Origin of the sequence: Maribellus luteus (genome assembly GCF_003576475.1) — a bacterium.
GTDB lineage: Bacteria > Bacteroidota > Bacteroidia > Bacteroidales > Prolixibacteraceae > Draconibacterium > Draconibacterium luteum.
In genome coordinates this window covers 285,272-298,868 of the sequence record NZ_QWGR01000007.1, presented here as the reverse complement: position 1 = coordinate 298,868, position 13,597 = coordinate 285,272, and the positions used below count along the sequence as shown (strand labels likewise).

6 protein-coding genes are annotated in these 13,597 nt (G+C 41.3%); 5 read left to right on the top strand and 1 reads right to left on the bottom strand.

What is annotated here, in order from left to right:
- Positions 1–211: 211 nt before the first annotated feature.
- A complete protein-coding gene (locus D1614_RS14310; protein ID WP_119438632.1) occupies positions 212–1,810 on the top strand; it encodes a Na/Pi cotransporter family protein in 1,599 nt (532 codons plus the stop codon).
- 50 nt (positions 1,811–1,860) lie between these two features.
- Here the strand turns inward: D1614_RS14310 and D1614_RS14305 are convergent, their stop codons facing one another.
- Positions 1,861–5,745 carry a PKD domain-containing protein gene (locus tag D1614_RS14305; RefSeq protein WP_162304509.1) on the bottom strand — a complete coding sequence of 1,295 codons (3,885 nt, stop codon included), beginning with the start codon at positions 5,743–5,745 and terminating at the stop codon, positions 1,861–1,863.
- Positions 5,746–6,600: 855 nt separating this feature from the next.
- On the opposite strand from D1614_RS14305, the gene D1614_RS14300 reads away from it, so the two are divergent.
- The 4 genes from D1614_RS14300 (at position 6,601) to lplA (ending at position 13,480) form a co-directional block, all read left to right on the top strand.
- Positions 6,601–7,245 carry a response regulator transcription factor gene (locus D1614_RS14300; protein WP_119438630.1) on the top strand — a complete coding sequence of 215 codons (645 nt, stop codon included), beginning with the start codon at positions 6,601–6,603 and terminating at the stop codon, positions 7,243–7,245.
- A gap of 298 nt (positions 7,246–7,543) precedes the next feature.
- Positions 7,544–11,644: a T9SS type A sorting domain-containing protein gene (locus tag D1614_RS14295; RefSeq protein WP_119438629.1), complete on the top strand. Its 4,101-nt coding sequence runs from the start codon at positions 7,544–7,546 to the stop codon at positions 11,642–11,644.
- A 225-nt stretch (positions 11,645–11,869) separates the two neighbouring features.
- Entirely contained in the window at positions 11,870–12,406 is a 537-nt protein-coding gene (locus D1614_RS14290) for a glutathione peroxidase (RefSeq protein ID WP_119438628.1), read from the top strand.
- A gap of 90 nt (positions 12,407–12,496) precedes the next feature.
- Positions 12,497–13,480: a lipoate--protein ligase gene (gene lplA / locus D1614_RS14285; protein WP_119438627.1), complete on the top strand. Its 984-nt coding sequence runs from the start codon at positions 12,497–12,499 to the stop codon at positions 13,478–13,480.
- The last annotated feature ends 117 nt before the right edge of the window (positions 13,481–13,597 follow it).

The window sequence follows — 13,597 nt, the reverse complement described above, 5'->3', positions numbered from 1 at the left end:
ATTGATATTTTATTGTTTAATACAAGTTACTGAGCTTGTTACTTTCTTTTCGAAGGATAAAATTAGAATATAATACTGAAAGACTTTCAAAAAAATATTAAAAACCAGTTTTAGGCTTTATAATGATATTTTGGTAAAAGTTGCGATATGTGCGGGCAAGTGCTAATTTTAGGGCAAACTGAAAATTTATTCATTCTCTATTAAATAGCATATGAACTGGCTTACGTTGAGTGTTTTGTTGTTGGGAGGCCTTGCCATTTTTTTGCACGGCATGACGGTGATGACGGATTCGCTGAAGATTGTTGCCGGAAACCGTATGAAGAGTTTTCTTCAATCGATGACCCGAAACCGGTGGACTTCTTTGCTGGCGGGAACAGGAATTACGGCCGTTATACAATCTTCATCGGTAACAACGGTACTGGCCGTTGGCTTTGTTTCTGCCGGATTGCTATCTTTTCAAAGCACATTGGGAGTAATTCTGGGGGCGAATCTGGGTACCACTATTACTGCTCAGATTATTGCCTTTAAAATAACAGGTGCCGCCTGGGTGATGGTTGCTTTTGGGTATTTATTCAGCGTTGTTTTTTCAAAAAAGTCGTACAAGGAAGTTGGGACAATTATCCTGGGGCTGGGGCTCGTATTTCTCGGTATGAATGTAATGAGCGAAGCAACCGAGCCCTTAAAAACTTACGAGCCTTTTGTTCGGACGATGACGGGTCTTGACAATCATCTTTTGGGGATATTGATCGGAACAGTGTTTACGGCTGCGGTCCAAAGTTCTTCGGCTACAACCGGTGTTGTTATTGTACTTGCCTCGCAACAGCTGCTAAATGTGGAAGCGGGCGTTTCGATTATTCTGGGTGCCAATATCGGAACCTGTGTTACCGCAGTACTTTCGGCTTTGGGAAAACCAAGGGCTGCTATGCGCGTAGCGGTTTCGCATGTGTTGTTTAAAGTGGTTGGCGTTTTATTGTGGTTTGCTTTTATCGGTCAGCTGGCCGATTTGGTGGCTTATATTTCTCCGGCCGACAAAGCTCGTCAGATAGCCAATGCACATACCATTTTTAATTGTGCCAACACTTTTGTGTTTATTTGGCTGGTAACTCCTGTTTCGAGGTTGGTACTGCGACTGGTGCCTGACCGGAAGAAAGACGAACAGGTTTTATTCCCGGAACTTCACTCGTATTATCTCGACAATACTTCCATTGCGATTGATCTGGCCAACCAGTCAATTTATAAGTTGGGCAAACGTACACTGGAGATAATCGAACAAGGTTTGTCGCTGGCACTCAATGGCACTTCCACTCAATTGTCTTCTTTGCGGAAAAACGATGTAATGATCGACAGGGGACACATTGAAATTCTGGAGTTTTTGAAGCAAATTCAGGCAAAGCAATTGCCGCAATCAGAAAGCCAACGTTTGGAAAATATGGTGGAAGCGGTTAACATACTTGAAATGTCGGCCGATTTAATTACAACGCATCTTGTAGAGGCTGCCCAACACCGAATTGATATGGGATTTAAAACAAGTGAGGAAACCATTACCAAACTTACCGCTTTGTACGGGATTTCGGTGAATGCATTTAGCGATGCTTTGAATATGTTTGATGGCGGGTCGCGCGAAAGAACAGCAAATCTTACGAAGGAAATTTTTAAAGACCGTTTTCAGGAAGTTCGATCCTATCTGCTGGGGCGTTTGGCCGGGACCGATGAATTGCGAATCTCGGTTTACAGGTTCGAATCGGAAGTTTTGGAGGCGATCCGGAGGTTGCATGGACTCGCCAGAAGATTAGAAAGGAAAGCAGGATGACTTCTGTTCCATAGTACCCTGCTCTCCAAGTAGTTGATTTGTCAGCACTACTACTTTCTAATTATCTTACTGGTATAAATATGGTTTTTAGCTTTTACAGTAATAATGTACATTCCGGGTGGCTGGCTACTCAGGTTAATAACGTTAAGTGCCGATGAAATCTGATTTTCCATGATTTTTGACCCGACTGAGTTGTAAACAGCATACGAATCATTTTCCCCAACTTCACTTAATTGAAGGTTTACGTTATCCTGGGTTGGATTGGGGTAAACCGAAAGGAAGTTCTTGTTTATCACATCCATCGAATTATCTGAAGAGGCCATTCCTTGTCCCGGAAGACTTCCAAATGATACTTCATAATCTTCCACTTCGCCATCAAAATTATCGTCGCAGGAAGCGGGTGCTTTGCCACTTTTCATGGTTATGCGGAGGCGGGCTGTGCCGTTTGCATAAGAGGGGATAGCAATGGATGAAATAACACTGCCTTTATGATTGTTTACGGTCAGCAGAGTTTCATCTGAATCATCAAAATCTCCGTCGCCGTTGAAATCCACCCAGATTCTCCAGAAATTCCGAACCGAATAATCTGAAGGATAAAGTTCAACATTGTACGTACCGCCTGGATTGAGGTTGATTACCTCATGAGAGAATGAATACTTATCGGCTCCTGATTGGGCAGTAAAATTACCCACTGCAATTTCATTAATATAGCAGCTTGAACTATTGATATTTACCGGAGTACAGTAAGTAGCTTCGCCTTTTGCAACAACGTTTATAAAACTTGTCTTTGTGAGACTGGAAGTTCCCAAAGCATTGGCAACGGTTAACGAAACATTGTAAACACCGGCGGTAGGGTAAGTGATGGTTGGATTTTGCTGCGAGCTGCTTGTTGTAGCAGCACCCGGGAACGTCCATGACCAGCTGGTAGGATCGTTTGCCGAAAGATCGGAAAACTGTACACTTTCTCCTTCCGTAACGGTGTAAATGTTTGCCGCAAAATCAGCTACCGGAGGTTGAGGAACCGGTTGCGAAATAACTACAGTGTAGTCTTCCACTTCACCCAATTGATTGTATTCACAGGCAGTTGGATCAACTCCACCCATCGCAATACGCATCCGGGTTGTTAATTCCATAGATGTCGGAATGTAAATCTGCCCGCTTACCATCGTCTTGGATTTTGACGCACTGTATACTTTTTCATCTTCGGTAAAAGCATAATCCTGGTTGTAGTCGATCCATACTGCCCAGTACTCAAACTTACTTCGCGGATCAAATCCGGGCGTTAGTTGAACGCTGTAGCTTGATCCGGCCTCCAGCCTAAAGGTTGTGGAAGTAAAATCAGCATAACCTTCTGAACTGGAAGAATGATAATTTCCGCCAATCTGTACTTTCGAAATCCATTCGCTTGAAGCGATGGGAGAGGGGATGCAATATTCGGGTTGAGGTTTTTCAACCAATATATAATTATCGATGATTTTGGTATTCGTACCACCGTCGTTTTTAACGGTTAGGGAAACTTTATAACTGTTCGCATTTTTGTAAGTTACGACCGGGTTTCTTTCGGTTGAAGAAGAAGGAGTACCTCCTTCGAACACCCAATTCCAGGAAACAGGATTATTAAGAGACTGATCAGAGAAACTAACCTGTTCGCCTTCCATGACCTTGTTTCTGTTGGAGGCAAAATCTGCAACGGGTTCCAAAACCGGATCTTTTACCTGAATAAATCCCTCGAGTGTTTTTGTGTCCGAGCCATCAGCGTTGGCAACGGTTAAACTAACAGAATAGTTTCCTGCCTTTGCATACGTAATGCTTGGATTTTGTAAAGTAGATGCTGAAGGTGTTCCACCGGCAAACGTCCAGCTCCTGGAGGTAGGCGCATTGGTTGAAAGATCACTGAAATTGATAGTTTCTCCGGAGTTAATGGTTGTTTGGCTGGCTGAAAAATCAGCAACCGGTGGTGTTTTAATAACAGGTACTGCTGTTACTTCAATCAGGTTGTCTGCAATTTTGGTATCAGAACCGTCAGCATTGGTAACCGTTAGTTTTACCTGGTAAGTTCCCGTAGTACTATAAGTTACAATTGGATTCTGGTCTGTAGATGTACTCGGGCTTCCACCAGTAAACTCCCAGAACCAGCTGGTGGGGTTATTGCTCGATTGATCCTGGAAAGATATGGACCCACCGGCCGTAACAGATGTTGTGTTCACGCTAAAATCAGCTACAGGAAGAATTACCGGTTTGCTTACGGTAATAAAATCGGTAATGGTTTTGGTGTCAGATCCATTAGCGTTCGTTACTGTCAGGCTAACATTGTAAGAACCGGAAACAGCGTATGTAACAACCGGATTTTTAGTACTGGAACTTGCCGGATTTCCTCCTTCAAAAGTCCATGACCAAGAAGAAGGGACGTTGGTTGACCGATCAGTGAAGGCAACAGATTCACTGGTGTTAATATCTGTACTGTTGGCGGTAAAGTTGGCAACTGGGGTGGCATTCAAAGGAATGCAATAGCCGTATTCATCCAACGGACCAAGGTTCGGGTCTGAATCATTTCCGTCAGCCTGATCAGGAATATTTAATCCTTCTGGTTTTGCTCCAATTCCCCACCAGTAATAACCATCTCCATCTCTGTCTTCACATACAACTTTGTAGTCATTTACGAGGCTGGTGATTGGTGTTTGAATAGCATGCGTCCAGCCAATGTTTGAAATAGGTGTTTCTACATAAACATATCCCTGGTCTCCATGGTAAATTCCCCAGCTGTTTTTGAAAATCCATACTGTTTTCCCAATCAGGGGATCACCGGCCTGAACTTCCACCCAATATCTTTGCAGGTTCAAGTCGCGGTAATAGAATCTATCTCCTTCTTCCACAACTTTATACCCCACCAATACCATGGCATGGCTCCAGTCATACAATCCACCACTGACAGGGCCTTTTTCGATCAGCATTTTTTTCAGGTTATCATCCGATTTTGGGTACAAAGTTGAACCAAAGTCGACTCTTCCCTGAATTTTGAATTTCTGTGAAGGATTATTTCCTTTCAGGGCACAATCGAGATCTGCCTGCTGGTAAGGGAACGTGTTTTCGTCTACAATGCCAGTGTTCTTAATATAGTCGAGAGCCCTGCTTGGATAACCGCCACTGCAGGTTCCTCCAGCACTACAGGAAAGAACATCTTGTTCTGAAAGGTCGGGATTGATCTGCTGATTGAAATAAACATTTACCATTGCTTCTACCGCACCGGTTGAAGCAAAGGCCCAGCATGAGCCACAGGCTCCCTGGTTGGTTATCGGGCTGATCCAGTTTTTCCCGTGTCTGTTACGCCAATCCCATTCTCCAACGTACGGACTTGCAGCAGTTGCTGACTTTAACGAAATAGTTGTGGTAGATTCTGTAGAAATAACCCCTCCGGCATAAAATTCAAATCCGGAAGGGAAATTGCTTTGTCCGTAAAGGCTCTTACGTTCTGCGTATGAGAGCTCAGAAACAGAGGTTATCCCGGCAACCCACTTTTCTCCTTTTTCTTTTAGGTAGGAATTAATGCGCGCTACTTTTTCCTTGTGTTGTTCTTTTACCCGCTCTTTTCTGAGTTCATTAACATTCTGAGCAAATTCTGATCTGTCGGAGTATTGAAAGCTTTTTACCTGAACAGAAGCATCATTGATGATTACTTTAACGGATTTAATTTTAACTCCATCAAGGATACAGGTTTCCTCGCTAACTGCTTCTATATCCTCCTGCAGGTCTTTCGTAATACGCCCATAACTCTCATAAATAAGGTATTCGTTGAAATTTTCATCCAACAGTACGAATTCAACTTTGCTGTCTTCGCTGTTAAGCTGAATGGTGGCACTAACTGCCAATCCATAGATCTTGTTTACATTCCTGTCAAAAAGATTAATTTCTGATGACTCAGTAAACGCTTGGTTCACTTCTACTGTTTTTGGGGATGATCCTAGCATCTTAAAATGCTGGTTTTTCGTTTGTGCAGATGCATGTGCTGACAAAAAAACAAATGCAAAAAACACTAACAAAAGCTCTGGTCTTTTCATGTCAATAGTGTTTATGATTTAATGGTATTAATAACTAACCGACATAAAACTCCCGGTTAGGTAATAAATTCAATTAAACCCATTATGAGTTTATCACAACTTAATAACTGTGGCTTTTCAGCCTTTTTAATTCAAATAATAAATCGAAATTTAGCGTCTCGTTTTAATTACTATTTCAAGGTTTGCGGTGGGAAAATTATGACATAGTATATTAATTACCAAGAGTTTTAATGAACAAGAATTACAAATGTAAATTATTATACTGTTCATATCTCGTGAAATATCCTGTATTTGCTGGCATTTTAAAACTGGGCTTTTATAAAAATAGAGCAAAAAATATATATAATTTAGAATCAGTCTTTTACTCTTGTTTGAACAGTTGTTTACTTATGTAAAATACTTTTTGGTCTGAAACAACGCTTCTTTCTTTGTTCTTGTAAAAGACACGTACCGCTATTTGTTATTTTACGTTTGCAATGTATAGTCTAAGAAAACATTTTGTGTAATCGGGAAGGTAATAAAAGACATGTTTGTATTTTATGTGCGGATAAAAACGGATATTCATATCCGGATATATACGTATTGTATTTTTAAGGATAAATTCGTAATTTACCTACGTAAGATTACAATTCCCGCATTTCTCTAATTAATCCATTTGTTTTGAAGATGATTGGTGGTTACAGTAGGTAATTACAATTACCTTTTTTAGGTAGAAATGATAAAAATAAGGGTATCATGAGCAACATTGCCATATTGGAAGATTATGCACTGTTCTGTTCCGGAATTAAGCCGGTTTTGGAGCAGAAACATGACTATAAGGTTGTTTTGGAAGCCAGGCTGCTTGCTGATTTTTTGCTTGGTTTAAAAGAACGTAATGCTGATGTGATTATAATGGATGCTATCCATTGCTCAAGTAACGGGTTGGCTTCTGTAAAGAAAATAAAACGAAGGTATCCCCGGATTCCCTTTCTAGTAATAGTAAATTCAGATTTGTCTGATTGGTTTCAGGATTTTATTTCGCTGGGGGTGAACGGAATTATTTTTAGTTCTTCAAACTCGGGCGATTTACTGGAAGCTGTAAATACCTTGCTAAAAGGAGATGATTACTTTCCGCCAAAGGTTTGGGTAATCCTGAAAAATTATTTACGCAGCAAACGGGTGGATATGGAGCTTGAAAGATATGATAAACATGAACTTACGCTTCGTGAGGTTGATGTTCTGCGTTTGTTTTGTAAAGGGCTGACGTATAAAGAAATCGGAGCAAATTTAAATATTAGTCCAAGAACGGTAGAGACACATAAAAAGAATATATCCTCAAAGATCAATGTTAAAACTACGGCAGAGATGATCGAATTTGCAATCCAGAACAATCTAAGTTAAGATTATTTACCCACGGATTTTGTATTGAACCTCAACTTGAATTTTACGGAAAATTACTGATTGACACCTGATATATTTCATCCTAACTTGTCTTTCGAATTGGCAAATGCCAGATTAGTTGAAAAATAAGGGTCGAAATCATAACCTTACCCCAGGTGTGATTTTGTAAAATCAAACAAATACTGCGGACGTGCATACTTGAAGTGCCTGTGCATAACAGGGATTGATAATAATTATGAACTGAATTTAAAGTAAACCAAATGGTTTTTAGAATCTTCAAATCAATAATTATTAAAGTATGAAAAGAAATTTACTGCGAACAAAAAGAAAATATCTTTTTGTAATGCTTGCGTTTTTTTGTATGTCGCTATGTAGTTGGCAGACGAAAGCGCAAGATACTCCCTGTATTGATGGGATATCAAATGATTGGGGCGATGGTGGATTTATGTCTGGTCAGTCATCTTACGAGCTGAATCATGATGTCTTCATTGGTAACGATGACGATATTTTTACCGGAGGTAAAGACTTTAAGGATTGGGGATTGCCTTCCCCAACACCGGATTACAGCAACTGGACTTTTAGTCCCATGCAGGCAAAGAGTGATATTATGAATGCATCTGCTGCTATAGTAACCGGACTCACACCTGGGGATGGTTGTGGCGGATATAGCGGTACTCCTTATGATCCCACTCACACTTATTTGTTTTTTGCCGGCGACAGGGAAAGTAATAAAGGAACTGGTTATATTGGGTTCTGGTTCTGTTTAAACGGTACTGAACCAGTAGATATTGGAGGCGATAAATATTTTGCACCTGAGCATTTTACAAATTTTGGTGAGGATAATGGTGAAGGAGGCACTTTTGATGCTGAAACTTGTGCTGGTGATATATTGATTTTGGCCAATTTTGAAAATGGTGGACGAATTGCAGATGTTACCGTATTAAAATGGGTAGGTCCGGGTAATGGCACCGAAGGTAATAACCTCTCTCTATATCCAATTGGCCTCACTTCACAAGTAGGTACAAATAATGATACACCAACTCCGGTTCCTCCGGGTTGGATAGTACCTGACGGACAGACTGAATATGACTATTTCGAATTTTTTGAAGGAATAGTAGATTTAACACCGATATTTGATTTGGTAGGTGATCCAAAAATACTTTGTAAGGCTACCTGGATGTTGGAAACAAGGTCATCAAAAGAAATAACCGCAGATTCCAAAGATTTTGTTGGTGGTAATTTCAACATAGCACCTATAGTTGAAGTAAGTGACGATGCCGTTTGTGAAGATGGATCTGCCAGCTTAACGGCTACGCTTAAGGATGCAAATGGCAATCCGCTCTCTCCCGTAGGTTATACATTTACATGGTCCGGACCTGGCAGTTTTAGCGGTCAGGGAGACACAACCATTACTTTTTCTTCAGCGCAATTAAGCGATGCAGGAGACTACACTGTAACGGTTACAAGCGAAACATTCTGTGAACCTGATGAACCTGACACGGCTACTTTAAGTGTTTATGACAATCCTGTATGTAGTGTTGTAACGACTGATCAGTCAGGTTTTTATGCAGTGGATGGTACGGCGAAGGTTAATGTTACAGGAGCAGGTGTTGATACTTATTATTGGACAGATGGTGATGGAATTGCAATTCCCGATGCAAACGGACAAGGAACTGATAGTATCTGGGGATTGAGCATGGGGCGTTACTATGTTTATATTACCGATGTAAATGGCTGTGAGACTTCTTGTGATGATTCTCTTGGTTGGGTGCCAACAGCTCCAACTTGTGCGGTTACTCCAACACCGGTTACTTGCTTTGGTGGAAGTGATGGATCGGTTGAGGTCTACATAACCAGCTATCCCAATGTTCCGCCATTTACATATATACTTAAAGACGTATCAGATAATCCTTTGGATACAATTGTAACCAGTGATACATCTGCAGTTTTTGCAGGCTTGTCTGCAGGTATATATTTATTTGATGTATATGATGGTATAGATCCTAATGCAACATTTTGTAATGGAGAGATTACAGAACCCGATGAAGTAACGTTGACTTGTCCGGGAGATATTCAACTTGGCTCATGCCTGACTCAGGATTCTGTTAATACGGCCTTTGATAATTGGTTGGCAAGTGTTTCTTCAAGTGGCAGTGATTCCTCTGTAACAAATAACTGGAATCAGGTATATCCTGATGTATGTGGTGATTCCATTACGATTCGATTCACCTTAGACGATCCATGTTTGGATCCAAATTATTGTGATGCAACATTTGTTGTTTCAACAGCACCGGAGATTTCAGCGACTCCACCTGAAGATCTGACCTTGGGAACATGTCTGAGCCAGGATTCAGTAAATACCGCTTACGATGCATGGGCAGCGAGCGGAGTAGTGGAAGGCGGTTGTGGTCTTGTTGTGGATATCGACAAGCCAGCGGCACCTGATGCTTGTGGCGGCGAAGTTGTAGTAACGTGGACAATCAGCAGTGACTGTGCGGATACGATAGTTGCCATGCGTACCTTCAAGGTAACGGCAGCACCGGCGATTTCAGCGACTCCACCTGAAGATCTGACCTTGGGAACATGTCTGAGCCAGGATTCAGTAAATACCGCTTACGATGCATGGGCAGCGAGCGGAGTAGTGGAAGGCGGTTGTGGTCTTGTTGTGGATATCGACAAGCCGGCAGCACCTGATGCTTGTGGCGGCGAAGTTGTAGTAACGTGGACAATCAGCAGTGACTGTGCGGATACGATAGTTGCCATGCGTACCTTCAAGGTAACGGCAGCACCGGCGATTTCAGCGACTCCACCTGAAGATCTGACCTTGGGAACATGTCTGAGCCAGGATTCAGTAAATACCGCTTACGATGCATGGGCAGCGAGCGGAGTAGTGGAAGGCGGTTGTGGTCTTGTTGTGGATATCGACAAGCCAGCGGCACCTGATGCTTGTGGCGGCGAAGTTGTAGTAACGTGGACAATCAGCAGTGACTGTGCGGATACGATAGTTGCCATGCGTACCTTCAAGGTAACGGCAGCACCGGCGATTTCAGCGACTCCACCTGAAGATCTGACCTTGGGAACATGTCTGAGCCAGGATTCAGTAAATACCGCTTACGATGCATGGGCAGCGAGCGGAGTAGTGGAAGGCGGTTGTGGTCTTGTTGTGGATATCGACAAGCCGGCAGCACCTGATGCTTGTGGCGGCGAAGTTGTAGTAACGTGGACAATCAGCAGTGACTGTGCGGATACGATAGTTGCCATGCGTACCTTTAAGGTAACAAGTGATGTAGAAGCACCTGTTATAGAAGCACCTGACGATTATGAGTTATGCAATGGTGAACTCCCAAAATTCATTGTTGCAGAATGGACAGATAATTGTCTTGGTGCAGGTGTTGATACTGCATGGATGCAAACCAGGGAAGATGATGATATCTGCTCTGAAACAGCTGATTATTACTTCATGGTAGTAGATTCTTGCGGTAACGTTGCAATGGATACAACAACGATTATTAATCGTATCGACAAATATGACAATTGTGAAACTGCCTTTGGAAAAATGGCCGGAGAAGGTGCAAACTGCTTCCTTGACAATGGTTTCGATCGTTGGGGATGGTCTAATTACATCGAAACCGGAGGGCAGGATACAACAATTTATCTGACACTTTGGGCAGGTGCTGCTCATTGTGAAACAGATAAAGGTGATTCTGTAGGAACAGTTGAAGTGACTTACGATGCAGTTGCACAGACAGTAACGGTTGAGTATCTGATTGCTGATGGTTATGCAATGTCCGAAGCTCATACTTATGTAGGATGTGGAATGTTCCCGTTACAAAAGAAAGGGAAATCTTATGTTCCTACCGTTGCTCCGGGGCAATTTACGGCTAACAGCGGATCGCTTGAGCATTCGAACAATATAGTTGTAACCTTCACTGATGTCGATGAAAGCTTCTATATAATTGCTCATGCAGTTACCTGTGAGGAGGTTTGCAGATGTAGTGAAAGACCAGGTGTTGATGATGGCAACATGTACGATGCAGTATTCGATGATACTACATGTGATAACAACACTGCTGAAGAACAGACAAATTCTAAAAAGAAGAAATCTGCAAGTACTATTGAACCAAATCAGACAGTTGAATCTGAATTGAAAGTATATCCGAATCCATTCAGCGATAGAGTGAACATCGAATTCGTATCTCCGGTAAGCGGACATGCAGTTCTGGAAATTCACAATATGGTAGGTCAGAGAGTGGCTACCTTGATGGATCAGTATATCGAAGCAGGAGTAGAGCAGAAAGTTCAGTACAGACCTGATTCAGAGACTTCAGGAATTTACCTCTACCGACTGAATGTGGAAGGAAATATCCAAATTGGAAAGATCGTTTACCGAAATGAATAATACTCATACGACTTTAAATAGATCAATTATTGCAAATATTAAGAGTAGTTGATTTCGGGAGGTTCTACTTTAAAAAGTAAGATTAGAGGCTGGCTCAGAGGAGCAGCCTCTTTCTTTTTATCAGGCATAGGTAAAAGCGATCAAACATCTTCGAACATTTGTTTACCGTGCTTGTTTTTACTTCGATTATTCATTTATGCGATAGTGAATTTTAAAAAATTACCGATGAAAAAAACAATACTGTTGAACTTACTCATGTTGATCGTGATAATGTCCTATGGTCAATCTGGCTTTTACGACTTTGTTGTGAAAGATATTGAAGGAAAGGATTTTAAACTATCATCACTAAAGGGAAAGAAAGTTTTAGTGGTTAATACTGCATCGAAATGTGGCCTGACTCCTCAGTATAAACAACTTGAAGAATTATATAAAACGTACGGAGGAGAGCAATTTGTTATCATTGGATTTCCTGCCAATAATTTTGCCAACCAGGAGCCGGGATCAAATGAAGACATAATGGAGTTTTGCGAAAAGAACTATGGGGTTACTTTTCCGATGATGGAGAAAGTCTCGGTAAAGGGCGATGATATTTGCCCGCTTTATCAGTGGCTCACCCAAAAAAGCAAAAACGGAAAAATGGATTCGAAGGTGAGCTGGAATTTTCAAAAATATTTGATTGATGAAGAGGGGAACCTGGTTGATGTAGTTGAGCCAAAGGTCAAACCCGATGACGTTAGGATTGTTGGTTGGCTCAGGAATTAAACGAACGATTGCGCTGAAGTTTATCAAAAGGTTATTCCTTATCTCAAGAGACAATCTTATAATTTCTATTTTTGGCGAAATTTCTGATTCATGCTGATTATTGATTCACCTTCGAACGATGCCTATTTTAATATAGCATCTGAAGAGTACTTGCTAAATAAATATCCCGACGAAGAGATATTCTTATTGTATATAAACGCGCCTTCGATTATTGTGGGCCGCTTTCAGAATACTCTTGCTGAAATTAACCTTGAATACGTTTCGAAAAACAATATAAAGGTGGTGCGAAGAATGTCGGGAGGAGGAGCTGTTTATCACGATTTGGGAAATCTGAATTTTTCATTTCATGCACCATCCGAAGTCGATGATTTTCTTGATTTCTCAAAATTTACGCAACCGGTAGTTGATTTATTAAATGGCTTGAATGTTCCGGCCAAACTCGAAGGCCGAAACGATTTGGTAGTAGAAGGGAAAAAGTTTAGCGGGAATGCCAAACTGGCCCGCAACGGAAAAATCATTCAACACGGCACTATTTTGCTGAACTCAGAAATGAGCGTTTTAAGTGAGGCCCTAAAAATAAATCCATTAAAATTTAAGGATAAAGCAGTTAAGTCAGTTCGGGCACGTGTAACCAACCTGATTGAGTATTTACCGGAAAAAACGACCGTGGATTCGTTTAAAAAGCTATTGGTCGATCAAATTCTGAAAGAAAACATAGAGGCAAGAATACATCAATTGCTTCCGGAGGAGATGGAAGGGATTAGAAAGTTGGCAAGCGAAAAATACAGTACCTGGAAATGGAATTTTGGTGTTTCTCCTTCCTACGATTTCAATAAAGCAATTAAAGTGTCGGCTGGTTTTATTGAACTTCATTTAGACGTAAAAAGAGGGATTATTCAGAACATTAAGATCTTTGGCGATTTCTTTGCTTCGAAGCCCATCGAAGAGTTGGAAGAGAGATTACTTGGCGAAAAGCACGAAACGGCACACATTCACCAAATTCTTTCGTCCGCAAATTTGACCGACTATTTTGGTAATGTAACGGTTGACGAAGTAATTGATCTGTTTCAGTAATTTCTGAAGGATTCTTTTTTGTAGGAAAGATGCGGAAACTCATTATCTCTCGTTCAAGATAAGTTCACCCAGGAGAGATTTTCCATAAATGCTTCATTTGGAGAAAATAGATCTCAC

Coding starts and splice junctions, on each gene's coding strand:
- D1614_RS14310 (WP_119438632.1), top strand. CDS start 212: ATGAACTGGCTTACGTTGAGTGTTTTGTTGTTGGGAGGCCTTGCCATT.
- D1614_RS14300 (WP_119438630.1), top strand. CDS start 6,601: ATGAGCAACATTGCCATATTGGAAGATTATGCACTGTTCTGTTCCGGA.
- D1614_RS14295 (WP_119438629.1), top strand. CDS start 7,544: ATGAAAAGAAATTTACTGCGAACAAAAAGAAAATATCTTTTTGTAATG.
- D1614_RS14290 (WP_119438628.1), top strand. CDS start 11,870: ATGAAAAAAACAATACTGTTGAACTTACTCATGTTGATCGTGATAATG.
- lplA (WP_119438627.1), top strand. CDS start 12,497: ATGCTGATTATTGATTCACCTTCGAACGATGCCTATTTTAATATAGCA.